This window comes from Bradyrhizobium oligotrophicum S58, assembly GCF_000344805.1.
GTDB classification, from domain to species: domain Bacteria; phylum Pseudomonadota; class Alphaproteobacteria; order Rhizobiales; family Xanthobacteraceae; genus Bradyrhizobium; species Bradyrhizobium oligotrophicum.
This window is the reverse complement of record NC_020453.1, coordinates 1,015,336-1,039,641: the sequence shown is the minus strand read 5'-3', so window position 1 is coordinate 1,039,641 and position 24,306 is coordinate 1,015,336. Positions and strand designations below refer to the sequence as shown.

The following is a 24,306-nucleotide window of genomic DNA, read 5'->3' as shown; positions in this document are numbered from 1 at the left end:
GGTGTTCCCCTATTGGAGCTCGATGATGTAGTTACCGCCGGAGGTCACACGGAGCCGATCACGCGCGCCTACGAGAATTGTGGTGGTGCTTTCCTCGACAATGGCAGGGCCATCGACCAGCCTGTGGGGCGCTAGCGCACTCCCTTTTAAGACCGGGACCTCTTGCCATTCATGCTCGGCATCGACCCAGATTTTGCGTCGCTCATCAGGACCCGCCACACGCCTTCCAGCGAACTTTAATCCTGAGTTCTGCGGCCGCGACAGAAGGCCGAAGCCGCTGACCTTGACGGAGACGACCTGATGGCGACCATCCGGCTGAGTATGACCGAACATGCGCAGGTGTTCGGTTTCAAACCGCTCGATGATCGCGGCAATCGGCTCGTTGTCCTGAAGGGTGATTGGGATCGTTGACTGCTGACCGAAATAACGCAGGTACCACTGCGTAAGGAATCGCCGGCGCTCCGGTGGGAAGCCTTCCGCCTCCAGGAGAGCTATTGCCTGCCCGATCAGAGTCGCCGTCAGCCGGTCGATGATGCCACGATATTGCTGCTCAAGGGCGATCGGAATACTCCGCTGCAGATCGCAGCGCAGGTCGGTGTTGCACATTCCGAACGCACACAATATTCCCGCCAGACGAGGCACAAAGACGTTGTGGCAGCGCGCCAGACGCGCAATGCTGCTCGCATGCAGCGCGCCTGCTCCGCCTCCAGCAACAAGAGTAAAGCGGCGCGGATCCAGACCCTTCTCGATGCTGACGTTCTCGACGGCATGCAGCATCGTCTGCTCGGCCAGCCGAATGATGCCAACGGCCGCCTCAAAGGGCTGAAGACCGAGCGGCTCGGCAATCTGCGTCCGGATCGCCTCCTCCGCAAGCCACCGATTGAGAATGATCGCGCCGCCGCCCTGCGGTCCAGGCCGTAACCTGCCGAGCAGCAACTGAGCATCGGTCAGGGTCGGATGCATGCCGCCACGCTCGTAGCAGGCCGGCCCCGGATTGGATCCCGCTCCGCGCGGGCCGACGCAGAGCAGCCCTCCTTCGTCCACGCTGGCGATCGAGCCACCGCCGGCACTCACGGTCGTAATTTCGACCGACGGCACCGCGACGCGCAAACGTTCGATATCGAGAAGATCGGTCATGCCAATCTCGCCTGCATTGACCATCATCACGTCGCAGCTCGTCCCCCCGACTTCGAGCGAGATCAGATGATCGGTGCCGGCCTCGGTCTGAAATTGCGTGAGGGCGCCGGCGGCTGCAGCGGGACCTGACAGCAGCATGGCCACCGGATGCCTGGCAATCTGAGCCACCGAGACAACGCCGCCATTACTTTGAACGACCAACAGTGCGCGCAGGCCCATCGCTCGGAGATCACGTTCGAGGCCGTTGAGATAAGGCACGACGCGCGGCGCCACATAGGCATTGATGACAGACGTTGATGCCCGCTCGTACTCACCGACAACCGGCGCCAGCTCGCTGGACAGCGTCACCCACAGCTCGGGGGCATGCTCGGCAATGATGTCACGGCAACGCTGCTCATGGTCGGAATTGCGATAGCTGTGGAGCAGGCAGACGGCGACAGACTCGACACCGAACGAGAGCATGCGGTCGAGCGCGCGGCGGACGGACGCCGGATCCAGAGGAATGACCGTCCCCCCTTCCGCGTCCATCCGCCCGACCACGGACAATCTCCGGTGCCGCGGCACAATGGGATCTGGCCAGGGAGAACGATGGTCCCAGGGATTGTCTCGCCAGCCCCTCCTGATCTCGATCGTGTCGCGAAACCCCTCGGTGCCGAGGAGACCGACGATCGCTCCCGTTCTCTCGAGCAAGGTATTGGTCGCGATTGTCGAACCGTGAACGAATAGGTTGGTCCGGGACAATAACAGCTGAAGCGTCATGCCAAGCTCGGAGGCCGCACGCTCGAGCGCTGCAACTACACTTTTGGCCGGATCAGACGGCATGGTCGGCGACTTGATTGCATGCACATGACCGGCTTGTTCGACGATGCTCACGTCGGTAAAAGTTCCGCCGATATCGACTCCGATGCGGAACGTGCCCTGCAGATCCTGGTCCATTTTCCACCTCCTTTTGATGTATCAGACATCAAATATCGTTTGTCAATATCCTGCTACCTGGCGTCGCAGGCGTGAAACTGGGGAGAATTCCCGTTCACTTCAAAAATGATGCACCAAACGGCTGCAGATGCTTGAAATCTGTCGCTTCGGAACTCAGAGTGCGCCCATGTTGTCAGAGCCCACCGAACCCGCCCTCAAATCGCTGGCCGAGATGCCGCTGGCCCCGATCGATCGCCAGACGAGCCTTGGCGAGCTTGCTTACACCTCGTTGAAAGAGGCGATCGTGCGGGGTGAATTTTCGGCCGGACAGAAGCTGACAGTGCGCGCGGTCGCCCAGGCGCTTGAGGTCAGCACGACGCCGGCGCGCGATGCCATCATGCGCCTCATCGGCGAAGGTGCGCTGGTGAATGCTGGTCCCAAGACAGTCATCGTTCCACCCCTCACCAAGGCAGCTCTCGACGAAGTCACTTCGATCCGGCTGGTTCTGGAGGGATTGGCTGCCCGGATCGCGGCAGAAAAGGCGCCAAGGCAACTGGTGGAACAACTCAAGGCGCTGCAGATGCAGATCAACGCGGAGCTGGATAACCGCAACTATTCAGCGGTCCTAAAGGCAAACAAGGCGTTCCATTTCGCGATCTATGATACCGCGCAGATGCCCCGGCTCACCGCCATGATCGAGTCGCTGTGGGTACGCATTGGCCCCTCGCTCAATGACCTCTATCCCGAGTTTGCTACCTCTCGAGTCGGCGTCAGCAATCACATGGAGGCCATTGCGGGGCTGGAATCGGCCGATCAGGCGCGGGTTCAGGCCGCAATCGAGAAGGATATCAGGGACGGGTACCGACGGCTTGTCACGCGGGCAGACTAGAAAAAGGGGGATCGCTGTATTCTGAAGTTCACAACCCCTGCTCCGGTCAGCTCCTCCTACTGGATTGCAGCAGTTGCACTCCCCCCATCAGCAGCAAGGTGAAAACCACAAGGACGGTCGATACTGCCGCGATAATGGGTGTGAGGTTGAAGTCGATATCCTCGAACATCTTGCGCGTGATCGTTGTCCCATGAATGCCGGAAATGAAGAAGGCAACCGTTGCTTCGTCGAACGAAGCGAGAAAAGCGAACACGGCACCAGCCGCGACACCGGGCATGATATTGGGCAATACGATGTGCCAGAAAGCCTGGGAGCGGCTGGCCCCGCAGTTCAATGCGGCAAGCTCGAGCGTCACGTCAAAGCGCTGAAGTACCGCGCTCACGGTGATGATGATGTAGGGCACTGATAACATGGTATGCGCGATCAGAAAGCCTGTGAAGTTTCCTGTCAGGCCAATTGGCGCGAACACAAGATAGATCGCTACGGCAATGACGATGTGCGGCACAACCATAGGGCTCAGGGTCAGAGCTTGAATGAGTGCTTTGCCTGGCAACTTGCCGCGCACAAGGGCAATCGAGGCCAGAGTGCCAATAACCGTCGACGTGATGGTGGTGGCGAAAGCAATCTTCAGGCTGAACCAAGTCGCGGCCCTCCAATCAGGGTCCGCGAAATAATCGGCATACCATTTGAGCGTCAGACCACGCGGAGGAAATTCGATGTAAGACGCCGTGCCGACCGACATTGGAACAACGATGAGAGTTGGCAGTACGAGGAAGAACAGGACCAGTCCGACCACGCCGGCAAACAGCAGCGGCCCGAGTGTCGATTCAACGGAGAACGATCTCGAGCGTCGACGGGAGAGCAAGGCTGCCAAGGGAAGACTAGCCAAACTGGCCCCCTTTGTTGAGCGCGAGAGCTTTCCGGAAGACGGCGACCAGCAGCAATGTCGCCGCGAGAAGGACTCCCGACAGAGCGGCGGCAAACGGCCAATTCAAAAGATCCGTTGTTTGCTGGCCGATCAGCGTCGCCATCATCAATGTCTGCGGCCCACCAACCAGCGCCGGGGTAATGTAGAACCCTAGCGCCAAGATGAAAGTCATGAGCGATCCGGCATAGATGCCGGGAAGGCTAAGGGGCAGCGTAATCCGTAAGAAGGCCTGAACGGGACCTGCGCCGAGATTTCGTGCCGCCTTGGCCAGTTCCGGCGGAATGGTGTCGAGCGCAGAATAAATCGGCAAGATCATGAATGGCAGCAGGCCATGCGTCATCGCAACCATCACCGAGCCTTCGGTGTAGATCATGCGAAGAGGATCAGTGACGACGCCGATCTCACGCAGAAGATTGTTGACGATGCCGTTTCGCTGCAGCAACACGATCCACGAGTAGGACCGCACCAGCACAGAAGTCCATAGCGGGATCAGGACGCAAATCGTCATCACTGCGACCCAGCGCTTTTTGACGAGCGTCATCGCGTAGGCAACGGGAAACGCCAATAGGAATGCCGTGACCGTTACAACGAAGGCAAGCTGGATCGTTCGCCCTAGAATAGTGAGATAGAGCGGTTGATACCAGATTCGCAGATAGTGCTCGGCTGTGACACCGTTAGGTGTCGCCACGCTCGTCCATAGCAGGCGACCAACCGGATAGACGAAGCTGAAGACTAACAGCAAGATCAGCGGCGCGATCAACGCCAGAGAGAAACTTGGAGAATATTGTCGGACCGATGTCGTCGCGAAAAGTCGCATATGCCCTTTTGGCTTGATCATTGCGCTCATCCAGCGATCCGCGCAGGGAACAGATGAATTGCCTCGGGCTCACAACTAAGCTCGACACTTTCGCCTTCAGCCAGATGCTGCGACGCCTGGCCCGCGGGCAATTGGACCTGGACGACGCCTTCGTCCGCTAGACGCACGAGGAATACACGATAGGATCCGACGAAGATGGCGTTCTGAATTACGCCGTCGAGTACGTACTCGCCCCCCTGCCCCTGCTTTGAGATCCTCCATTGTTCGGGACGGATCGCCATGCGAACTGGCTGGCGCGCAGCCAGCACCGCATCGGAACCGCGGGGATTGCCGTGCGCCGCAAGCGAACCGCAATTTTTGACCCGAACGATGCCGGCGGCACCGCCCAATCCGACCCACTCGCCGTCGATGAAGTTCATCTTGCCGATGAAATCGGCAACGAGGGCGCTGCCGGGGCGCTCATAGAGTTCTACCGGCGTGCCGATTTGTTCGAGTCGACCATGGCACATCACCGCGACTCGATCCGACATCGTCAGCGCCTCTTCCTGATCGTGCGTCACGTAGATCACCGTGATGCCGAGACGCTGCTGCAACTGCTTGATCTCGATCTGCAATTGCTCGCGCAGCTTCTTATCAAGCGCGCCGAGCGGCTCATCCATCAACAGGACTGGCGGCTCGAAGACGATGGCCCTCGCAACGGCGATCCGCTGCTGCTGGCCGCCGGACAATTGGCTTGGCATGCGCTCGCCGTAATCCTCGAGCCGCACCAATGCCAGCGTCTCCTGAACCTTTCGCCTGATGTCGTCGGCTGGAAACTTTCGCATCTTCAACGGAAAGGCAATGTTTTGGGCCACCGTCATGTGAGGGAAGAGAGCATATTTCTGAAACACCATGCCGATCCCGCGCTCGTTGGGCGCGACATAGGTCAGATCGCGCGTTCCAACGCTGATCGTGCCTTGGTCCGCCGTCTCGAACCCCGCGATCATCATCAGCAAGCTCGTCTTGCCGGACCCGGAAGGACCCAAGAGTGATAGAAACTCGCCGGGAGCGACTTTGAGCGACACAGCGTCCACTGCTCGCATATCGCCGTAGAATTTCGACACTCCACGGATTTCGACTTCCTGACCGAAGCTGGGTGGCCCGCGCCGGCCAGGCGCAACTCTCATCGTATGATCCGCCGGTTGCAGTGCGATGGCTTTTCTCACGACCGGTATGCACCCTCAAACTTTACGCCGCTTCCCGATTTGATACTTGATGCAACAAAAACTTTCAACTACTTTTGTGACGCCCTCCCATCGACCACCTGTCGGCGAGGCAGTCAGCCGGTCAGAAGGAAAGTTTATATGTCACGGCAACACTTGAACGAGACAGGCGCAAAAACTGGATACTCGGCAATGAAGCGGCTTCTCCTCGTCGCAACGTTCTGCGGCCTCACCGCAGGTGCAGCCTTCGCGGAACAGAAGGAGGTGGTGGTCGCGACCACCGGTGGCGTCTTCAACCAAGCCATCTCCGAAATCTGGTTCGAGCCGTTCACCAAACAGACTGGCATCAAGGTCAAGACCGTTGTCGCAACGGACGCGCAAATGCGCAGCAAAGCTCAGGCGATGTTCGAAGCGAAGGATGTCGCGTGGGATATGATCAACAATGTGGATATTCTGGCCGCGTCCGCCCAGAACCGCGCTTTCACCGAGGATCTGACGGAGTTCTGCAAGCAGTTCGCTGAACGCAGGGACCTGGCGAACGACACCTGCAACGCCAGCGGCGTGAAGATCACCTATAACGCGACGCTGCTGGCCTTCAACGCCGACAAGTTCAAAGGCCTCCCCCCGCAGACCTGGGCTGACTTCTGGAACGTCAAAGACTTTCCTGGACCACGAGCGCTGCCGAACTTCGGCGATCCCTGGCGCGTGCTGGCTGCCGCGCTCCTCGCCGACGGCGTTGCCACGGACCAGCTGTTTCCGCTTGATCTCGACCGGGCCTTCAAGAAACTTGACCAGATCAAGCCGCAGGTGTCGCTCTGGTGGAAGACCGGCGATCAAAGCCAGCAGGGATTTCGTGGCGGTGACTATGTCATGGGAATGATCTGGGGCACCCGCGTCAGCGCATTGAAAGCAGAAGGCCAGCCGGTACAGCAGTCATATGACCAAGCCTTCATGCTTGCGGACACGATGCAGATCCTCAAGAACTCGCCAAATGGGGAGGGCGCACAAGCGCTGTTGAAGTTCTATCTGGAGACGCCGGCGGTGCAGGCTAAATTCGCGGAGAAGTTCGGCGTGACCCCGGTCAGCCAAGACGCAATCAAGCTGATGAGCGACGAAGGACGGGCAAAGATTCCAACCTCATCCGAAGCGTTCAAGAAGATCATCAAACACGATCCTGCTTGGATCAACGACAATCAAGCCAGAATACTCGAGGCCTGGAATGCCTGGATGCTGAAGTGAGAATGGGCACACCGCACTGACTGTGGAGACCACACCGGCCAGCGTCGCAATATTCATGGTAGGATCAGCTTTCCAGATTCAGCCGGACGCGCAGACTTCGACACGAGCCAGCTGACACGCCGATTTACAGCGCGCCGCTCGTCGTCAGCCGACGACGACCACGGCTGCTGCTGGTCTTAAGAAGGCGCGCGGTTCCGACGCGCGCATCTGCCATCGCAAATATACATATGCTGAGAACTATCAGCAGAACGGCAAGCCCTGCATCGGTGCAACGCGGTTCGGAAGCCAATAAGCGCGCCCGGTTCAACCAGGCCCAGGATTCCGCAAACCCTGAAGTTCTGAAACGACGATCTCGCTTTTCTGCGTCCTTCGTGGCCGGCTGTTTGGAACGATCCTCTCGACTCAATCTTGCTGGCCGCGCCGCGATGATCGGATGCTCCAACGATTGCCTGGCCTACGGTTCGATGCCCTTCGAGAGGTGTCATGAGTATCAACCCTGATATTTGTTGCATCAAATATCAAACTGGCTTAATGCTCTCGCTAATCGGACGGTTAAATGAGATTCCAGAATGACGGGTCAATCAGCTCTGCCTTGCTCAGCGATCGAGAAAACCAGTGGGGCCCGGGTGGGGCCGCGCTCCAGCGAGGCGTTCCGCCGTGCGAGAGATGTGTTCCCCGACGGCACAACCCGGGTCACGATCGAGCGAGATCCAACCCCCCGTTATGTCAGCCACGGCGCCGGTGCGTATGTTTTCGATGCCGACGGCCGCCGGTTTCTAGATCTGAACGCCAACTTCACCACGCTGATCCATGGGCATGCTTTCGCGCCTGTTGTAAGCGCGCTGGAACAACAACTGCGTGATGGCACCTGCTTTGCGAATCCCACCGAGAAGGAGATCGACCTGGCGGCTCTGATCTGTGAGAGGGTCCCTGCCATCGAGCGAATCCGCTTCTGCAACACCGGCACGGAAGCGGTGATGTTCGCCATCAAGGCGGCGCGCGCGTGGACCGGACGGCCGGGCATCGCCAAGATCGAGGGCGCCTATCACGGCGCATATGACTGGGTGGAAGTCAGCCAGTCTAGCACCCCCGCGAACTGGGGATCGCGCGACGACCCCAACGCGGTGACCTTCTATAGGGGCATGCCCGACTCGGTCTTGTTTGACGTGGTGCCGTTGCGCTTCAACGACCCGCAACGGGCGACCGAGCTGATCGGGCGGTCTGCGGATCTTCTTGCCGCCATCGTGATCGATCCCATGCCGAGCAGAGCCGGATTGATCGCTCCGGATCCGGAGTTCGTCAGCGCGATCCAGGCGGCGGCTCGCCGTCACGGCATTCTCATCATCAGCGACGAGGTGTTGAATTTTCGCCAGGGGTATGCCGGAGCGGCTGCACGGTTCGGCCTGGAGCCCGACCTCTACACACTCGGAAAGATCATCGGCGGAGGGCTGCCTATCGGCGCGATCGGCGGCCGAGCATCCGTGATGGCCGCATTCGACGCCGGTCAGACCAGGCCTGCGGTCCCGCAAGGGGGCACGTTTTCGGCCAATCCAATGTCCATGACGGCGGGGCTGGTGGCCATGCAGCACTTGGACGAAGCGGCCTTCGCCCGGCTGGAGCAGATCGGAGATCTGCTCAGGAGCCGGCTCATGCATGCGATCGAACGCCGTCAGGTCGCCTTCTCCGTCACCGGTGCGGCATCACTGTTTCGCATTCATCCAAAGCGGCTCCCGCCGCGGGACTTCCGCGAGGCCTTCTGGTCGAAGAGCGAAGCCGCTGTCATGACAGAACTCACCCGCTTCTTCACAGCAGAAGGCATCGTTCTTCCGAATGGCGCGGCCGCTTGTCTTTCGACGCCGATGGGAGAGACTGAAATCGATCTCATCGTGCAGGTCTTCGAGCATTTTCTGTCGGATCGCGCACAGCGCATGGAATGGGGTCAACCGTGAAGCAGGATGAGAACATAACGGTCGCCGAACGAATTGCGCTGGCACTGAAACGGCACGGCACGGAGCTCATCTTTGCGCAAAGCCTGCCATCCGCCGTCATTCTTGCCGCGGAAGCGATCGGCATCAGGCAGGTCACCTACCGCCAGGAAAACATGGGAGGCGCCATGGCGGATGGACATGCCCGTGTGTCCGGCCGCATCGCCGTCGTGGCGGCGCAAAATGGCCCCGCGGCGACGCTACTCGTGCCACCGCTGGCCGAAGCTTACAAGGCCAGTATTCCGCTGGTGGCCCTGGTTCAGGAGGTGGAACGTCCGCAGATCGATCGCAACGCCTTTCAGGAGCTCGACCATATGGCGTTGTTCTCCGCCTGCGCCAAATCGGTGCGTCGCATGCTTACCGCAGATCGCGTCGACGATTATGTCGATGCAGCCTTTGTTGCCGCAGGAAGCGGACGTCCGGGACCGGCCGTTCTGCTCCTTCCCGCCGATCTCCTGCGCGAACGCGCCATCACACCGCGACTGCAGCGGAGTGCCAGCTACGGCCATTGGCCGATCGACCGCACCTGCCCGTCGAGAGACCTCATTGAAGCAGCAGCCGACCTGATCGCCTCAGCGCGTGCGCCTGCGGTCATCGCAGGTGGCGGCGCCACATCCAAAGGTGCAGCCGGAGCCTTGGCCCGGCTGCAGGACCTCGCTCATCTGCCTATCTTCACGACCAACATGGGCAAAGGTAGCGTCGACGAGCACCACCCGTTGTCGTGCGGAGTTCTGGGTGCCTTGAACGGGCCAGGCTCGCTGGGACGGCATACGCGCCGGCTGCTCGGCGAGGCCGACACCGTGCTCCTGGTGGGCTCCCGCACTAACCAGAACGGAACCGACAGCTGGCGACTGATCCCCCCGAGCGCCATGCTCATTCATATCGACATCGATCCGCAGGAGATCGGGCGCAACTACCAGGCGCTTCGTCTGGTAGGCGATGCCGAAACAACGCTAGACCTGCTGTGCTCGGCGGTACAAGTCCGCGATCTCCGCATGCGGCGGCGACAACGGGGCGAACTCGAGAGCCGCATCGCGGCAGCATGGCATCAGTTCGAAATCGACCGTTGCTCGGTCAGGGAAGCGAACATGTCGCCCATCCGTCCCGAGCGGATCATGAAGGAGCTCCAGAGCCATCTGACGTCCGAGACCGTCGTCGTCGCAGACGCAAGCTATGCCTCCATGTGGATCCTCGGCCAATTGCGTGGCTTACGGGCGGGGATGCGCTTCATCACGCCGCGTGGTCTTGCCGGACTGGGCTGGGGGCTGCCTCTGGCGATCGGCGCCAAACTTGCCAAGCCTCACCATCCTGTCGTCGCAGTGGTAGGCGACGGCGGATTTGCGCATAGCTGGGCCGAACTCGAGACAATGGTTCGTAGCGACATCGCAGTGGTCGTCATCGTCCTGAACAACAGCGTCCTTGGCTATCAAAAGGATGCCGAGACCGCGAAGTTCGGCCGGTTCACCACCGCTTGCCGCCTTGGCCCAGTCTCGCATGCTGAGATCGCGCAGGCCTGCGGGTGCGCCGCAATTCAGGTCACCGCCCCCGGCGAGCTCGCAGCTGCGCTCGGCACCGCACTCACAGCGCGGCGACCCTGGTTGATCGACGTGATCTGCGCAGCTGATGCGCACCCGCCACTGTCCCTCTACGATGGCACTCTCGACCGGCCGGAGCTGGTCGAGCCCGCGACGTGATCGTCACGTCAAGCGGCAAATTCACCCTCGGTGAAATCGAGTGTTGCACCGGTCAGGAATGCCGCGGCCGGTGAGTTGACGAGGCCCTTTGCAAACGGCCCGGTGAGATCTCATGGTCGCAGCACGGTTGAACACTTCAGAACGGACCCGCTTGAGCCCGATCGCCGGTTTTCGCCGTGCTCATCGGATGGGACAATACAGTCTACGCAGTGGTACGTTGGCAGAACGCATTTTTCGCCGCCGTCTCTTGCCTCTCGCGGCCTATGAGGCGACCTCAAACCGCTCGATTGACGGCGCGTCATTTGGGCTCGCGAACAGCCTTTCTTCCAGCACTCCGCCACAGACAGCCCGCGAAACCGGGTGCGGCCACGATACTGCGCGCACGACAGGCTATTCGCAACAGTCATCGCTCTGGATGCCGTGAGCTGCTCGGCCATGCGGCGCGTCAAACCATGGCGGCGGGCGAGGTCGTCACCACGGTCCGGCAATGTGGCTGCTCAACCCGGAAAGGGTGGAGGCGAATGTCAGCGCGGCAACGGTTAGGTGGCGTCGGTTTCAGTCGGTGGTGTGTCGATCCACGCCGACATGGATCGGCCGGCTAGTCCAGGAATCTCGATCAGACCAAGCCTTATCGCCCTCACGACCGCGACCGTCCGGCTGTTCGTGCCAAGCTTTCTCATCGCCTTCTTGATGTGGAAGTTGATCGTGTTTTCACTGATCTTGAGGATTATTCCGATGTCCCAGGAGGATTTGCCCTCCGCGGTCCACTTCAGACATTCGCGTTCGCGCTGCGAAAGCTCGATCGCCTTCTTGCCCGCCGCTGGCCGGGCAAGCTCGCCAAAAGCGACATGGAACTGACACGCCATAGCGTGAAGATGCTTGAGATGCCGGACCGGGTCCGCATCCTCGAAGCGGGATGCAAAGGATAGAACGGAGATACGTCCCGACGGGCCAAACAGCGGCACGCTCACCCCGTGCTTGAGACCGGCTTCGCGGCCCTCATGAAGGACCAATCGCTCGCCGTCCTGCAGCTGCCGCCGCTCGAGCAGCTGATCCCACAGGAATGGCCTGCTGTGAAACGCCGTTCTCCTGACGACCGGATCGATCTCGTGATACTTGCGCTCGAAATAGTGCTTCCGCCAATCGAGCGGAAAGTTGAGAGCGATGGCCGGCATCGGATGATCTGGCAGCCGTACCGTCTCTTCGTAGTTCAACGCGCCATAGGCTACCTGACCGAAACCCTCATCGGCTGCAGAACCGACGAGAAGATCGAAGAGGTCGGACAACGACTGCGTGCGGTTTGCACAATCTATGAAGCTGAAGAGGTCCATTGCCACCTCACGGCAGACAAAGCTGCGCAGACTTCCGCCCAGATGTGATCGTGAAAGCGAATCCGTCTCAGCGCCCCGACCGCCAACGGTTCGTTCTTGCCCCCTCGTGCGCCTCGACTAAGGCGAGAAGCGGGCACTTGCCTGTCAAAACTTCAACCCAACCTCAGGTAGACTGTACCATGATACGCCACGTCGTGCAATTGACGATCACATTCGCTTAATCATTCGGAAGCCTCGATGGCATCACCATTGCCCGCCTCCGGAGTCGGCAGCCGAGACGATCTTGCCAACTCGGTCGACGACATCGCGCAGCAAAGTGCCTGCTGGATAGGCTCTCTTCGGCACTTCTGTCAGCATGCACTATCTTGCTGGTATAAGCTTTCGAGCGGATCATGGGCGCGAGAGGCATTCATCCCGGCACGCCGCACCCGCAAGTCAGGCCTCATGGCTCTCCCACGCTGAACCCGTTCGCACCTGCCACAACAGCCTTGCAAAAGCCAAGAACCCCACCACAACACAACTCAGAATTGCGTCTAATTATAGGTGATATTGGGGCGAGGCCTGACTGCTGCCGTCCTCTGAGCAGCCAATGAGACGGCGGCCGCTCGACAGGCCCGCGAGCTACTCGACTGGGTAGCTCCCTCGCTGACGCTGCGCCGATTAGTCTGCACCTTCCTTCACGCGGCACATTGGAAGATGCTCATGCGTACCCTTTCAATCAGGTGGGAAACCGTCCATCGATATGGCGAGGCGTGGATCTCGCATCATCGGTTGCGGTACCGGATGTTCGTCGAGCGCCAGGGGTGGTCCGTGCCTCATTATCAGGGCCTGGAATATGATGAGTTCGACACGCCGGCAGCTACCTACATTCTGGTCGTCGACGAGCACGATCGGGCCCCGGGAACTGCACGGCTGATTCCGACCACACGCCCCTACATGGTCAAGTCCTTGTGGCCTGACCTGGTTGAAGGCTTGCTGCCGCATTCGGATGCAGTCTGGGAAGCATCGCGCTTCGGCTGCGATCGCGCACTGAGCGCCGGCGGACGGCGCCGAGTGATCGGGCAGCTCATCCAGGCCTGTCAGGAATTCGGTCTCGCATCAGCGATCCTGAAATCGGTTCGCCGGCATACAGGCACCGAAGGCGCTGCATGAGAGCACCCCGCTCGCTCCTGTTGAGCCTGTCCCATGCCGCAATCACGTGCACATGGTTCAACCGCCAACTGCGGAGGCCTTTTTCCCGGACTTTATCGCGCCCGACACAGCTCCGGGCTGAACCTTGCCGTTCCTCAACGGCCAAAAGGCTAATTCCGAGGTTGAGCGCCGGGCTGTCCCAGTTTGTATGCTTTGCGGAGCAAGCCAACGCGAGGCGCGGCTCCGGGTCTATTTGGCCTTGAGGGCTGGTGTCCGCTTCGACTTGGCAAACGCCCGATCAGTCGCCATGAAACGTGCCACCATTGCCGAAGCCAGGCGACCGAGATCATTGGCCGGCCGGTCAGAATGGCGGCCAACAGCTTCGGCATAGGTCTGCAGATCGCGAAACACGTTCGCTGGCAGTTCGACCGTGATCTTGACGGGCTTCTCGTCGGGAAGTTCCGAGATCTTCAGCTTCGCCATGACTGCTACCCCTGATACGGCTCGAGCACGAGATCGCGATTGACGATCACGCGGACCGGAAAGCCCGGCCTCACTGTCAGAGTCGGCTGGATGTTCATCTGTTGGCCGACGAGCTGCTGACCTGTGCGGCTCATGGCGTTGCCGAAGCCCTGGCGGAGCGCCTGGATGATCGCGGCGTTGTTCGTATTCTGGTTCGTGCCCGCGTTGACCTCGCTCCCCATCGAGAGCAGCGTCGAGAGCAAAGCTGCGCCAACCAGTTGCCTGAAATGGTTGTCGACCTCGTCTGACAGACCCGAATAGCCGGCAGCGTCGGCGCCCGGCTGCCGTTCCAGAACGATCGAACGGCCATTGGGCATGATCAGCCTGGTCCAGACCAGGAGCACGCGCGATTGCCCCGCCGTCACCTGGCTATCGTATGTGCCGATCAACCGTGCCCCCTGCGGCACAAGCAGGAAACGGCCTGACGGGGAATCGAACACGTTCTCCGTAACTTGTGCGGTGATCTGCCCCGGCAGGTCGGAGCGAATGCCCGTGATCAGGGCTCCCGCAATGACGGTCCCGGCCTGAACCACATAGGGGGACGCCGGCTGGCTGACACGGTCGGGACTCGTGGTCCGGCGATCGACCGAAGCATTGACGAAGGCGAGCTTGCGGTCCTGGCCATTCTGGGCGAACGCGTCATCGGGACTGGACATCGCGCCCGGGCGGTCGCTGGTCTGAGCCGCACTCGCCGCTGCCTCGGTGCCACGAACATTGACCGTCGCAAAAAGGCGGCTCGAGCGAGCGGCGTCCCGCTCCTGCTCATGGCGGAGCTGCTCCTGATCGGGCGTTGCCGCAAGTGCCTGGCCTTGCGCGGCGACAATCGCCTTGCCGAGATCCCCGGGCAGCGGCGGTCCGATCGCTGGGACGTCTGCCGGGAGATTCTTGGGAAGATTGGCGTAGTCACGCGGCAGGGCCGAAAGCCCATCGGCGAGGTCGTGATGATCAGTGCTGTAGAGCTCGGCCGCGGCCGATTTGCCGGGCTTGTTGCTCTGCAATGTCCAGACGACGGCGCCTCCCATCACCAGCAGCGCCACGGCACTGCCGCCGGCCAGGACATTGCGCGACAGCCGTGTAACCGGTGGAAGATCTCCGTTCAGGCGCAAGATCCTGGTGCGTCGTTCGGCCTTGTCGGCTGCAAATGCCGCCTGCGACAGTGAGGGTTCGACCTCCTCGCTTGTCACAGCGAGGCTCCGTCGGTTCTGACGATCCTGACCGTGCGCTGCTGATCGCCACCAAGGCGCAACTCGGCTGCGGCAAACAGCCGATCGACGATCATTGTGTTGCGGAAGGCACGGTAATTGACGATCTCGGGTGCACCATCGCTCCCGATAATGAACAAGGGCGGCAATTCACCCTGCACAATGCCGGGGGCGAACTCGATATAGACCTTGCGGCCATCGTCATAGGCATAGACCGGCCTCCATGGCGGATCATCACCCTCGATGCGATAGCGGAAGCGCCGCAGCGCCGGATTGGGCAGCTCCGGCCTCAAGACGAGCTGGCGCGCTCTCGTCTCGGCATTCTGCGGATAGTACCAGGCCACGGCGGGCATATACGGCTTGTCGCGAGCGCGAAGCTCGAGCAGATAGGTCCGCCGGTCGGTGTTCACGACGAGATTGGTTTCGATCGCGGCACGCGTGGGCTTGACCAGGATGTGGACGCGGCGGCGTTCGCCCGCCCCGCTCTCGGTATCGCCGATGACCCAGCGCACGGTGTCGCCGGCCGACACGGGCCCCGACGCTGCCAGCTGTTCACCTTCCTCGAGCATGATGTCGGTGATCTGCCCGGGCGCCGCATAGACCTGATAGAGCGCGCCGGGACTATAGGCATAGATCTGCGTCGCGTTGAAGTAGCCCTTCTTGCGCGGTTCGACCCGCGCCGCGCTATTGGCCGTCTCGACGCGGTCGAGCGGCTCCGCTTCTTCCTGGGCTCCCGCCTTGCCGCCAAGGGACACTTTCCAGGGCGGCGGAAGACGAAGCGGCTGAGCCTTCCCATCAAGGACGGCAGGCGGTGCCGGCAATGATGGCGCTTCGCTATCATAGCTGATCTTCGGCGGACTGGTCGTCGTGCAGCTGCAGAGCAGAACCAGAACGGCGGCCCCCGTCATCATTGTCCCTCCAGATATCCGGACCATTGACTTGCTCATTGCGACAGCTCCTTCGACCAATTGATGGCTTGGACGTAGACGCCGAGCGGGTTCTTGCGCAGGCGGTCAGCATCGTCTGGCATGGCAAGCACGATGGTGAGTATCGCGCTCCAGCGCTCGGTCGCAACCGACGCGCCGTTCTCGTAGCGACGCTCGACCCAGGCGATCCGGAAGCTGTCCGGCGAGGCGCGGATCACACTGGAGACCTCGATCGAGACCTGGATCCTCCCGAGCTTGGTAAAGGGGTCATTGGAGCGGGCATAATCATTCAGGGCAGCCGCGCCGCGATCGGTCGTGAACTCGTAGGCGCGCAGCCAGTTCTGGCGCAGCACGATGCCGTCGGCCGGCAGACCTCTCACATCCTCGATGAAGCGGGCGAGATGGAAGGCGACCTGCGGATCGGTCGGCATGTAGTCAGCCACCGCGGGCGCCACTCGCTGGACCTCGCCGAGATGGCCAATCTCGACCACCCAGGGCGTCACCGTGCCGCGGGTCGACTGCCAGATCAGGGCGGACGCGAAGCCTGCGGCGAGGCTGAGGCAGCCGAACGCCATCAGCCGCCAGTTCTTGGCCTGCACGCGCGCAGAGCCGATGCGCTCGTCCCAGATCTGGGCTGCCTTCTGATAGGGCGTCACCGGCTCGGGCGTATGGCCGTAATGAACGAATGATCGCTTGAACATGTCAGGATTTCCCCTCGGAGAGATCGACCGCGCTTCCCTGACCGCCGTGCTCGGCATGGCGAACGGCCTGCGCCGTGGTAGATGCGCCCTGATGCACGGCGCGCACTGCCTTCATGCGCTGCGCCCACATCGGCGAGCCCGAGCCGTCGGCCTGACCCGGCTGATGCGAGCCGCCGGCCTCGACATTCGCCATCTGGCGCAGAGGACTCGCGTTCGCTCCTGCCGCCTCGGCGGCAACGCCGCTGACGCGCCCTCCGCCGGACGCCGCCGCACCAAGCGGCGCGACAGCACGGCTTGCACCAGAGATCGCGCCGCCTGCGAGCCCCGCTGCACCAGCGGCCATGCCGGCGCCGGCTACGACGAGACCTCCCGCTGCAAGCGACGCCCCGACCGCGCTCCCTGCTCCGAGCTGCGGTCCGCCACCGACAAGACCATTGGCGATCCCGGGCCCGAACAATCCAAGGCTGAGCAGCGACAGGGACGCCAGGACCAGGGCCATGGCACTCTCCACCGTTGGAGGATCGCTGCCCGTCACCAGGGTCAACTGACCGAACAGGGTCGAGCCGGTCCCTGAGATCAGGGCAAGCAGCAGAACCTTCACACCGGAGGAGATGACATTGCCGAGCACACGTTCGGCTGCGAACGCGGTCTTGCCGAACAGACCAAACGGAATGAGAACAAATCCGGCAAGCGTCGTGAGCTTGAACTCGATCAGGGTGACGAAGAGCTGGATAGCCAGAATGAAGAAGGCGAGCAGCACGACCAGCCACGCAAACAACAGGACCGCAATCTGCAGAAAGTTTTCGAAGAAGCTCACATAGCCGAGGAGACCCGAGATCGCCTGAAGCAGCGGCCGCCCGGTATCGAGACCGACTTGCGCGATCCTGCCCGGGCGCAGGAAGTCCGCCGCCGACAGCGCCGAGCCGGCGGCCTTGAGGCCAAGTGCTGCGAAGCTCTCGAAGACGACGCGGGCGAGGCTGTTCCAATTGCCGATCAGATAGGCGAACACGCCGACAAACAAGGTCTTCCTCACGAGCCGGGCGATGACATCGTCCTCGCCGCCGAACGCCCAGAACAGCGCAGCCAGCGTGACATCTATGGCGACGAGCGTGGTTGCGAGATATCCGACCTCACCGCCCAAGAGACCGAAGCCGCTGTCGATGGTCCGGGTAAAGGTCTCCAGGAACTGATCGATGATCCCCGTTCCTGTCATCGGGCCATCTCAACGATGAGCTGCCGCGCAGCCGCAGCGAAGGATCCGCCGGTTTGGTCCACAACGCTCGTCATCATCAGTGAAACATTCGTACGTTGGAGGACTGGTCGCCCTGCCCCTGTGTCAGGAAGCGGCGGAGCTGTTCGCGTGCCTGGTCCTTTGCCGCCGCGCGCTCGGCCATGGTGAGGCTCTGCGCCCGTCCCTGGGCGGCCACGACCGCCGTCAGATCCGCGAGCTGTTGCGCCTGCATCGCCAGGATCTGGTTGCCCGCTTGCGTAACAGCCAAGGCGCCGGCGGCACCTTGGCTCGCGGCAACCAGCGCTGCGGACTGGCTCTTGATCGCGTCGAGATTGCCGACCACGCCTGCCTGAAGCTTGAGCGCATCCTGCAGCGCGGCCACCGACGTCTGCCAGCGTGAGCGCGCATTGTCTGCGAGGTCGGCCGCGCTGGTGCCGGCGGCTGCCGGCGCGTAGATCGTCTTGAACGCCTGCTCGATCTGCTGCACGTCGTAGGCCAGGCGCTGAGCCTGCTTGAGCAGATCCTGGGTCCGCTGGATCGATTGCTGCAGCTGCAAGAGCGACGAATACGGCAGATTGACGAGGTTGCGTGACTGATTGATCAGCATCTGGGCCTGGTTCTGCAGGGCCAGGATCTGATTGTTGATCTGCTGCAGCTCACGCGCCGCGGTCAGCACGTTCTGAGCATAGTTGTTGGGGTCGAAGACGACGAGCTGGGCCCGCACCGGTCCCGCCGAGCTCAGAACCAGCAGCGCCAACGACGCTGCCCATCGCTTGCCAGAGATCATCGCGGCGTCTCCAGATTTTCGAGGCGCGGGATGAGGTCGGCTGCCCAGCCAAGCTTGAGGTGCCGCAACCACGCCGCCGCAAAGCCGGGCCTGCCGGCGGATTTGAGAACTTCCGAGATCGCGGCCTGATCGGCCTTGGACGACACCGCGGCAAAGGCGAGCGCGACCTCGCCAAGACCGAGCTCGAACATGCGGTTGCCCCGCCGCGACTGGCAGTAATAGTCGCGCTTGGGCACCGCGCGGCTGACGAGCTCAAGCTGACGATCATTGAGGCCGAAGCGACGATAGATCCCCCTGATCTGCGGCTCGAGCGCGCGCTCATTGGGCAGCAGGATTCGGGTTGGGCAGCTCTCAATGATGGCGGGCGCGATCGGTGAGCCGTCGATGTCGGACAGCGACTGGGTCGCGAAAACGACGGAGGCGTTCTTCTTGCGCAGGGTCTTCAGCCACTCCCTGAGCTGGCCCGCGAACTCTGCGTCGTCCAGCGCCAGCCACCCTTCATCGATGATCAGAAGTGTCGGGCGGCCGTCGAGCTGCCGCGCGATCCTGTGGAACAGATACGCCAGGACAGCAGGAGCTGCGGCGGCTCCGATCAGCCCCTCGGTCTCAAACACCTGGACCGGCCGGTCGCCCACGAGCTCATGATCGGCATCCAGCAGTCGTCCGTGAGCACCATCGAGGCAATACGGCTTGAGGGCCCGCTTCAGGCTGTTCGACTGCAACAACACCGACAGGCCGGTCAGGGTCCGCTCAGAAGGTGGCGCGGAAGCCAGCGAGGTCAGCGCCGACCACAGATGCTCCTTGGCTTCCGGCGTCACCACGATCTTCTCGCGGGCCAGCAGGCCGGCGATCCACTCCGCCGCCCAGGCGCGCTCCATCACATCATCGACGCCTGCCAGCGGCTGCAGCGCGATCGAGGTCTCGCTATCGGCCGGCAGCGTCCCACCGAGATCATGCCAGTCACCTGCCATGGCGAGCGCGGCGGCCCGCAGGGAGCCGCCGAAATCGAACGCAAGGATCTGCGCATTGGGATAGCGGCGGAACTGAAGAGCCATCAGCGCCAGCAGCACCGATTTGCCGGCACCAGTCGGTCCGACCACCAGCGTGTGACCGACATCGCCGACATGAAGCGAGAACCGGAATGGCGTCGCGCCCTCGGTGCGGCCGAACAGCAGCGCAGGCGCCCTCAAATGATGGTCACGCACCTCACCTGCCCAGACCGCCGAGAGCGGAACGAGATGCGCAAGGTTCAGCGTCGACAGCGGCGGCTGGCGCACATTGGCATAGACGTGCCCCGGAAGGCTGCCGAGCCAGGCCTCGACCGCATTCACAGTCTCGGTCATGCAGGTGAAATCGCGCCCTTGGATCACCTTCTCCACCAGGCGCAGCTTCTCGTCAGCTCTCGCCGGATCAGGATCCCACACCGTCACGGTCGCGGTGACATAGGCCTGGCCGATCTCATCGGAGCCGAGATCCTGCAGCGCCGCATCGGCGTCAGCGGTCTTGTTGTGGGCGTCGCTGTCAACGAGGCTTGCCGCCTCGTTGGTCACGACCTCCTTGAGGATCGCCGCCAGAGATTTGCGCTTGGCGAACCACTGCCGGCGGATTCGTGTCACGAGCTTCACGGCATCCTGCTTGTCGAGCATGATGGCGCGGGTCGACCAGCGGTAGGCGAAGGCAAGCCCGTTCAATTCGTCCAGCAGTCCTGGCGTGGTTGCAGAGGGAAAGCCGATGATGGTGAGCACGCGGAGATTGACCGCCCCCAGCATCGGCGCGAGGCCGCAGGTCAGCGGCTGGTCGGCGAGCAGCCCATCCAGATGCATGGGAACTTCAGGGATACGGACCCGCTGGCGCTTGGTGGAGACGGTCGAGTGCAGATAGCTCAGCACGGCGTCGTCGCCGAGCCAGCCGCATTCCGGCATGAAGCCGCCCACGAGCTGCAGGATGCGGTCGGTGCGATCGACGAAGCTGCGCAGGATGTCGCGGCCGCGCGAGCCCTCCGGCTGCGGCGCGCCTTCATAGAGCACGCGTTCGGAACGGGCGACGTCTTCTCGCGGCGGCAGGTACAGAAACGTCAGATAGTAGCTCGACTCGTAGTGCGCCGCCTGCTCCTCGAACTGGGCCTTTCTCTCGGCATCGACCAGGGCGGACGCGGCATCCGGAAACACGCAAGTTGGGTAGGCTCCGGCCGAATGCCGCTGCGCCTCGACGAAGATCGCCCAGCCCGAGCCTAAGCGCCGCAAAGCATTGTTGAGACGGGAAGCGACGACGACAAGTTCGGATGCGACCGAGCTCTCCAGGTCGGGCCCGCGAAAACGCGCCGTGCGCTGCAGCGAGCCGTCCTTGTTGAGGACGACGCCCTCGTCCACCAGCGCCGCCCAGGGCAGGAAGTCCGCAAGCCGGATGTTGGTGCGGCGGTATTCGGCCAAATTGAACATGAGAGCCTCACTGGCTGAGATGATTGGGAATCCGCAGGTGGCGGCGCACGACCTCGACAAAGGATGGATCGCGCCGTGTCGCCCAGACCGCGACCATGTGGCAGACGAACCAGAGCAGCAGGCCGAAGAACCAGAGCCGCAAACCGAGGCCCAGCGCCGCCGACACGGTGCCGTTGACAATCGCGACCGATCGCGGCGCGCCCCCGAGCAGAATGGGCTCGGTCAACGAGCGATGCACTGGCGCGCTGAAGCCCTTGATCTCATCATCCATCAGAACACCACGCCGCCGCCGAAGGAGAAGAACGACAGGAAGAAGCTCGAGGCGGCAAAGGCGATGGAGAGACCGAAGACGATCTGGATGAGCCGCCGGAAGCCACCGGAGGTTTCGCCAAAACCCAGCGACAGACCTGTCGTGATGATGATGATCACGGCGATGATCTTGGCGACCGGTCCCTCGACCGAAAGCAGGATCTTGTTGAGCGGCTGCTCCCAAGGCATGTTCGAGCCCGCCGCATGCACCGGCGCCACCGCCACGAGCACTGCGGCAGCAGCAATCGCCATCGTGGCGATGGACCAGCAGGACAGTCGCGCCCTCATCGCTGATCTCCCAAAGGAACGAGGATGTAGTCTCCGCAAGGTGAGAGCCCCTCGACACGCACGAGCTCGCCGAGCCGCCGCTGCGAGCCGCGCCCGGCGAGAACGGCAATCACGTTGATCGTCTCGGCAATCAGAGCACGTGGGACGGTCACGACGGCCTCCTGAATCAGCTGCTCCAGCCGCCGGAGGGTGCCGAGCGCGGACCCGGCATGAATGGTGCCGATGCCGCCGGGATGGCCGGTGCCCCAGGCCTTGACGAGATCGAGCGCCTCGGGCCCGCGGACCTCGCCGATCGGAATGCGATCCGGGCGCAGCCGAAGCGCGGCGCGCACCAGATCCGAAAGCGACGCCACACCCTGCTTGGTTCGAAGCGTCACGAGGTTAGGCGCCGAGCATTGCAGCTCGAGCGTATCCTCGATCAGCACGATGCGATCGCCGGTCATCGCCACCTCAGCCAACAAGGCATTGACCAGCGTGGTCTTGCCGGTCGAGGTGCCGCCGGCCACCAGAATGTTGCAGCGGTTGGCAACCGCCCGCCGCAACGCGCCGGCCTGGTCTGCGGTCGCAATCCCGCAAGCCACGTAGTCGTCGAGCGCGAAGACGGCGATCGCGGGCTTGCGGATGGCGAATGTCGGAGCTGCAACGAGCGGCGGCAGCAGGCCTTCAAAACGTTCGCCCGTCGTCGGCAGCTCCGCCGACACGCGCGGAGAGCCGGCATGGACCTCGAGTCCGACGTGGTGCGCGACCAGCCGGACGACGCGCTCGCCATCACCGGCAGCGAGGCTCTCACCGGTATCGGCCAAGCCAGACGCGAGCCGATCGATCCAGAGCCGGCCATCCGGATTGAGCATGATCTCCACGACGGATTGATCGTCGAGATGACGCGCGATGGCAGGCCCCAATGCCGTCCGCAGCATGCGGGCGCTACGAGCGATGCGCTGTGTCTGGATGAAGCCGGTCACTCTCACCTCCGATCATTGCGCGATCATCTGCGTCGCCTGGGGTGATCAAAGATGCAGACCTGTTGCAGGGGCAAGACCAACAGCGTCTCGCGCGTAGCGCGGCGAAGGAAAGCGTAGACGCCACACGATTGCATCGGCTGGGGACACGAGCGAACCGATGGATGAGCACGCAGCTTTCTCCGCTCCGATCAAAGGCCGCTGAAGGCGCTCATCTCACAGCCACGGAAAGGAGGTCGTTGTTATATCGCGGCTCATGATGAGGACCCGCGCTGCAGCGTGGGCTCACCAGCTGGCACGCCTGACCGACTCGCGAGCGAGAGCCCGACGCTCGCCCGAGGCCGCGACGAGGTCAGTCATGACAATCTCGGTCCCGCTGCTCGCCTGCGCCGACCGCGGTCTCTGTTCTCGCGGAGCGGCAAACCAGATCAGTGCTGCTGCCTGCAGCGCCAGGTTCACCCCGAAGGCAACCTGATAGGCAATGACAGGATAGTGCCCATTGGATTGCGGCCATTGCGTCAGCAATACACCGATCCCGTACTGAGCAAGAAACCCCCACCCGAAATGCACCACGTTCAACGCCCCGTTGGCGCGGCCGGCCATCTCCTTCGGGAAATAGTCCGATATGATCGCAAAGCTGAGTACGGTAGCGGCGCCGACGACCGCGATGATCAGCCATGGCGCGATCGCCGGCAATGGCAACCGCCACACCAGCGCCAGCTGAGCCGCCATGAAGACCACTGCGATCAAGGCCAGCAAGCGCTCTGGGCCTACTCCCCTGCGACGCGTCCAGTTGGCGAGCGCGCCGAGCATCCACGCGCCGAGGCTGAGCATGAGGGCCGTCACGCACAGCGCCGTCACGACCTGGGCGCGGGTCATGCCCTCCACGTCGGCCAGCCACGCGGAGGCCCATAAGCCCTGGAGCGACCACGCCGATCCGATGCAGGCTCCGGATAGCGGCGCGACCCTCCAGAACCGGACGTCGCGAAGAATGCTCCGCAAGCCACCTGCTTCCGACGCGGACGACGCCTGCGTTTCGCGCTCCGGCACCAGGCAATAGATCAGGATCGCCGCTGCAGCTGTCGCGACCGCCAGGATGTCAAACAGGCCGCGCCATCCCGTCTTCACCAGGATGGCTTCCGCAGGGACCGTCGCGCTGACGGCGCCAAGCGCTCCGAGCATGACCATGTACCCATTGACCAACGCCACCCGCTCGCGCGGAAACCATAGAACGATGGCTTTCAGGCCCGCGGTCAGAGCCGCAGCGACCCCGAGCCCGATCAGGGCGCGTGAGAGGAGCAGCGAGAGCGGCCCCGACGACCTTGCGAAGGCTTCCGCGCCCAAGGCCGCGACGACAAGAAGCGCGCTCTGAACCCGCCGCGGGCCATAGCGATCGAGCATCATGCCGACCGGGATCTGGGCAGCCGCAAGGACCAGGAAGTAGGCCGCCGTGATCAGACCAAGATCGGCCGCGTTCAACCCGAGCTCTGAGGCAAGACTGGCAGAGACGAGTCCATTGATGGTGCGAAACAGATAGGACAGGAAGTAGCCCATCGCGAAGGGCAGAAACACCAGGGCGGCGAGCCGCCAGCCCGTGATCTCGCGCTGGCCTTGGTCTCCGGCTTCGATGCCCTTGCGGCCGAAGGTGTAGGCCGACAACGGAGTGCCGTGATCT

Annotated in this window: 21 protein-coding genes; 5 read left to right on the top strand and 16 right to left on the bottom strand. The window is 62.4% G+C overall.

Translation table 11 applies throughout. The features are described 5' to 3' along the window. Positions 1 to 9 precede the first annotated feature (9 nt). Entirely contained in the window at positions 10 to 2,073 is a 2,064-nt protein-coding gene (locus tag S58_RS04600) for a hydantoinase/oxoprolinase family protein (protein WP_015664073.1), read from the bottom strand. 166 nt (positions 2,074 to 2,239) lie between these two features. Here S58_RS04600 and S58_RS04595 point away from each other — a divergent pair, with 166 nt between their 5' ends. After that, positions 2,240 to 2,941, top strand: coding sequence for a GntR family transcriptional regulator (locus S58_RS04595; RefSeq protein ID WP_015664072.1), 702 nt, complete (start codon positions 2,240 to 2,242; stop codon positions 2,939 to 2,941). A 46-nt stretch (positions 2,942 to 2,987) separates the two neighbouring features. Here the strand turns inward: S58_RS04595 and S58_RS04590 are convergent, their stop codons facing one another. The 3 genes from S58_RS04590 to S58_RS04580 form a co-directional block, all read right to left on the bottom strand. Then, a complete protein-coding gene (locus S58_RS04590; protein WP_244440786.1) occupies positions 2,988 to 3,752 on the bottom strand; it encodes an ABC transporter permease in 765 nt (254 codons plus the stop codon). Positions 3,753 to 3,822: 70 nt separating this feature from the next. Further along, positions 3,823 to 4,707: an ABC transporter permease gene (locus tag S58_RS04585; protein ID WP_015664070.1), complete on the bottom strand. Its 885-nt coding sequence runs from the start codon at positions 4,705 to 4,707 to the stop codon at positions 3,823 to 3,825. Positions 4,708 to 4,712: 5 nt separating this feature from the next. Then, positions 4,713 to 5,852 (bottom strand): ABC transporter ATP-binding protein, encoded by a 1,140-nt coding sequence (locus S58_RS04580; RefSeq protein WP_042338737.1) that lies wholly within the window; start codon positions 5,850 to 5,852, stop codon positions 4,713 to 4,715. Between the two features lie 228 nt (positions 5,853 to 6,080). Between S58_RS04580 and S58_RS04575 the strand changes: the two genes are divergently transcribed. The 3 genes from S58_RS04575 (at position 6,081) to S58_RS04565 (ending at position 10,806) form a co-directional block, all read left to right on the top strand. Next, positions 6,081 to 7,127, top strand: a complete 1,047-nt coding sequence (locus tag S58_RS04575) for an ABC transporter substrate-binding protein (RefSeq protein WP_015664068.1) — start codon at positions 6,081 to 6,083, stop codon at positions 7,125 to 7,127. A gap of 569 nt (positions 7,128 to 7,696) precedes the next feature. After that, on the top strand, positions 7,697 to 9,076 hold the full coding sequence (locus S58_RS04570; protein WP_015664067.1) for an aspartate aminotransferase family protein: 1,380 nt from the start codon (positions 7,697 to 7,699) through the stop codon (positions 9,074 to 9,076). Further along, on the top strand, positions 9,073 to 10,806 hold the full coding sequence (locus S58_RS04565; RefSeq protein ID WP_015664066.1) for an acetolactate synthase catalytic subunit: 1,734 nt from the start codon (positions 9,073 to 9,075) through the stop codon (positions 10,804 to 10,806). The genes S58_RS04570 and S58_RS04565 overlap by 4 nt, the downstream gene beginning before the upstream one ends. Before the next feature lie 539 nt (positions 10,807 to 11,345). Here the strand turns inward: S58_RS04565 and S58_RS04560 are convergent. After that, on the bottom strand, positions 11,346 to 12,137 hold the full coding sequence (locus S58_RS04560) for a helix-turn-helix transcriptional regulator (protein WP_015664065.1): 792 nt from the start codon (positions 12,135 to 12,137) through the stop codon (positions 11,346 to 11,348). 702 nt (positions 12,138 to 12,839) lie between these two features. Between S58_RS04560 and S58_RS04555 the strand changes: the two genes are divergently transcribed. Then, positions 12,840 to 13,289: an acyl-homoserine-lactone synthase gene (locus tag S58_RS04555; RefSeq protein ID WP_244440706.1), complete on the top strand. Its 450-nt coding sequence runs from the start codon at positions 12,840 to 12,842 to the stop codon at positions 13,287 to 13,289. A gap of 228 nt (positions 13,290 to 13,517) precedes the next feature. Here the strand turns inward: S58_RS04555 and S58_RS04550 are convergent, their stop codons facing one another. The 11 genes from S58_RS04550 to S58_RS04500 all read right to left on the bottom strand — a co-directional run bounded on the left by S58_RS04550 (position 13,518) and on the right by S58_RS04500 (position 24,290). Continuing rightward, positions 13,518 to 13,751: a DUF2274 domain-containing protein gene (locus S58_RS04550; protein ID WP_015664063.1), complete on the bottom strand. Its 234-nt coding sequence runs from the start codon at positions 13,749 to 13,751 to the stop codon at positions 13,518 to 13,520. A 5-nt stretch (positions 13,752 to 13,756) separates the two neighbouring features. Then, positions 13,757 to 14,974, bottom strand: coding sequence for a TrbI/VirB10 family protein (locus tag S58_RS04545; RefSeq protein WP_015664062.1), 1,218 nt, complete (start codon positions 14,972 to 14,974; stop codon positions 13,757 to 13,759). Beyond that, on the bottom strand, positions 14,971 to 15,900 hold the full coding sequence (gene trbG / locus S58_RS04540; RefSeq protein ID WP_244440705.1) for a P-type conjugative transfer protein TrbG: 930 nt from the start codon (positions 15,898 to 15,900) through the stop codon (positions 14,971 to 14,973). Before trbG ends, S58_RS04545 begins: the two co-directional genes overlap by 4 nt. Positions 15,901 to 15,935: 35 nt before the next feature. Next, entirely contained in the window at positions 15,936 to 16,619 is a 684-nt protein-coding gene (gene trbF, locus S58_RS04535; RefSeq protein ID WP_015664060.1) for a conjugal transfer protein TrbF, read from the bottom strand. A 1-nt stretch (position 16,620) separates the two neighbouring features. Continuing rightward, positions 16,621 to 17,832 (bottom strand): P-type conjugative transfer protein TrbL, encoded by a 1,212-nt coding sequence (gene trbL, locus S58_RS04530; protein ID WP_015664059.1) that lies wholly within the window; start codon positions 17,830 to 17,832, stop codon positions 16,621 to 16,623. Positions 17,833 to 17,908: 76 nt separating this feature from the next. Continuing rightward, on the bottom strand, positions 17,909 to 18,637 hold the full coding sequence (gene trbJ, locus S58_RS04525; protein ID WP_015664058.1) for a P-type conjugative transfer protein TrbJ: 729 nt from the start codon (positions 18,635 to 18,637) through the stop codon (positions 17,909 to 17,911). After that, positions 18,634 to 21,075 carry a conjugal transfer protein TrbE gene (trbE, locus tag S58_RS04520; protein ID WP_015664057.1) on the bottom strand — a complete coding sequence of 814 codons (2,442 nt, stop codon included), beginning with the start codon at positions 21,073 to 21,075 and terminating at the stop codon, positions 18,634 to 18,636. Before trbE ends, trbJ begins: the two co-directional genes overlap by 4 nt. 7 nt (positions 21,076 to 21,082) lie before the next feature. Continuing rightward, complete coding sequence (locus tag S58_RS04515) at positions 21,083 to 21,346, bottom strand: VirB3 family type IV secretion system protein (protein ID WP_015664056.1); 264 nt, start codon at positions 21,344 to 21,346, stop codon at positions 21,083 to 21,085. Continuing rightward, entirely contained in the window at positions 21,346 to 21,636 is a 291-nt protein-coding gene (locus tag S58_RS04510) for a TrbC/VirB2 family protein (RefSeq protein WP_083938790.1), read from the bottom strand. The genes S58_RS04515 and S58_RS04510 overlap by 1 nt, the downstream gene beginning before the upstream one ends. A 32-nt stretch (positions 21,637 to 21,668) precedes the next feature. Further along, on the bottom strand, positions 21,669 to 22,634 hold the full coding sequence (gene trbB / locus S58_RS04505) for a P-type conjugative transfer ATPase TrbB (RefSeq protein WP_015664054.1): 966 nt from the start codon (positions 22,632 to 22,634) through the stop codon (positions 21,669 to 21,671). Positions 22,635 to 22,916: 282 nt separating this feature from the next. Next, positions 22,917 to 24,290 (bottom strand): MFS transporter, encoded by a 1,374-nt coding sequence (locus S58_RS04500; RefSeq protein ID WP_015664053.1) that lies wholly within the window; start codon positions 24,288 to 24,290, stop codon positions 22,917 to 22,919. Positions 24,291 to 24,306: the final 16 nt, after the last annotated feature.